The sequence below is a fragment of the bacterium genome, from assembly GCA_040753555.1.
In the GTDB taxonomy this organism is placed as follows: domain Bacteria; phylum UBA9089; class UBA9088; order UBA9088; family UBA9088; genus JBFLYE01.
Map to the genome: position 1 here is coordinate 1 of JBFMDZ010000318.1, position 1,689 is coordinate 1,689.

General features: G+C 36.1%; 1 protein-coding gene. It reads left to right on the forward strand.

The features are described from left to right. Positions 1-541: 541 nt before the first annotated feature. The gene (locus AB1630_13010; protein MEW6104706.1) at positions 542-1,453 is read left to right on the forward strand and encodes an inner membrane CreD family protein; all 912 of its coding nucleotides are present in this window, start codon (positions 542-544) and stop codon (positions 1,451-1,453) included. Positions 1,454-1,689: the final 236 nt, after the last annotated feature.

Consider the following 1,689-nt stretch of genomic DNA (forward strand, 5'->3'; position numbering starts at 1 on the left):
TCTGTGGTAGTAAAATTTTGCTGAAATGTATCTTTTTCTTCTTGACATCAAATGTCCTAATATGATAAACTTAAAATAGCTCTACAAAGCTGGCAAAAAAACTGCCACAAAGTGGCTTAGTTCAACCAAGCAATGAAGCGGATTCGCTTCGCTCACCGCTTATTTCAATGTTAGGCTACTAAAGAAAGTATCTGAATAGTCGGAATATAAGGAGGGCTTCAAGATGTGGAAACATATTAAAGTTCTGATCTTTATCTTTATCTGCACAAGCATAGCCTGGATTATTTTAGGTAATGTTACCAACTTGCGGACTCACAGACAGGATGTAAAGCTAAAAGGAGCAGTTGGGCAATTATGGGGAACTATTCAAATGCAGCAAGCACCCTATGTGTACTACCAAACAAGGAAAGAAAAGAAGGTTAAAACGACTCGGGGAGCGGAAACAATTATAGAGACAAAGATAGAAACAACAAATCATCCCATTACCCTTGATAGTAGTGATATTACAGTAAATCTTAAACTGGATCACCGAAGAAAGGGATTGCTTTGGTATTCAACATATCAAGTTGGATATTCTGGGAAGTATCAGATTATAAATGATGCTAAAGAGAATCGTGATATTTTCTTTGACTATACCTTTCCTACTAAAGAAGGTATCTATGACAATTTCTGCTTTATTGTTGATGGAGAAAAGATTAAAGAGCTTCAACCAACTTCAGGAAAAATATTGAAGAAATTAAACTTTGGTCCAGGTAAAGCAAAAAAGATCGAAATTACTTATGAATCGCAGGGAATGGATGAGTGGTGGTATCTTTTTGGATCTGATGTTTCCCAGATTCAAAATTTCAAGCTGGCAATGATAACAAACTTTGATAAGATTGATTTTCCAGAAAATAGCATTTCTCCAACAAAAAAGGAGAGAAAAGACAAAGGTTGGGAACTTACCTGGCGATATTCTAATTTAATTTCAGGTATTCAAATCGGTATGGATATGCCCCAGAGGTTGAATCCTGGTCCCTTTGTCAGTAGAGTCAGTTTCTTTGCGCCAGTTTCTCTCTTCCTCTTCTTATTTTTAATCTTTATAATTACAGTAGTGAAAAAAATCAATATCCATCCAATGAATTATTTCTTCATTTCAGCAGCATTTTTTAGTTTCCACCTGCTTCTGGCATATTTAGTAGATCACATTGACATTCACTTATCTTTTGTAATTTGCTCATCAGTTTCAATATTCTTGGTAATCTCTTACATGCGGCTTGTAGTAGGAGTGCGCTTTGCTCTTTTAGAGACAGGACTTTCACAATTCGTATATTTGGTGCTTTTTTCGTATGCTTTCTTTCTTGAAGGACTTACAGGATTAGCAATAACTATTTGTTGTATCTTGACATTGTTTGTAGTAATGCAATTTACTGGTCGAATTGACTGGGAAAAGCAATTTGTCAGCAACAAATAATGTTTAAGATGGTAATTGAACTTCGGATAAATGTTCTTATTGTAGGGTTAAAAAAGCCTAACCCCATATTAAAGGCAATTTGTCAAGAGAAAAGTTTATCCCTATAACGAATTTTTTCGACCTGTGCGGTTAGGTTATAGACTGCCAATTTGAGTTCCCCCGGCTGATGGAAGCTGAAATCTCCCCCGCTGGCGGGGGATTAAGGGGGTGGAAATCTCTTCAATCACCATTTCAAT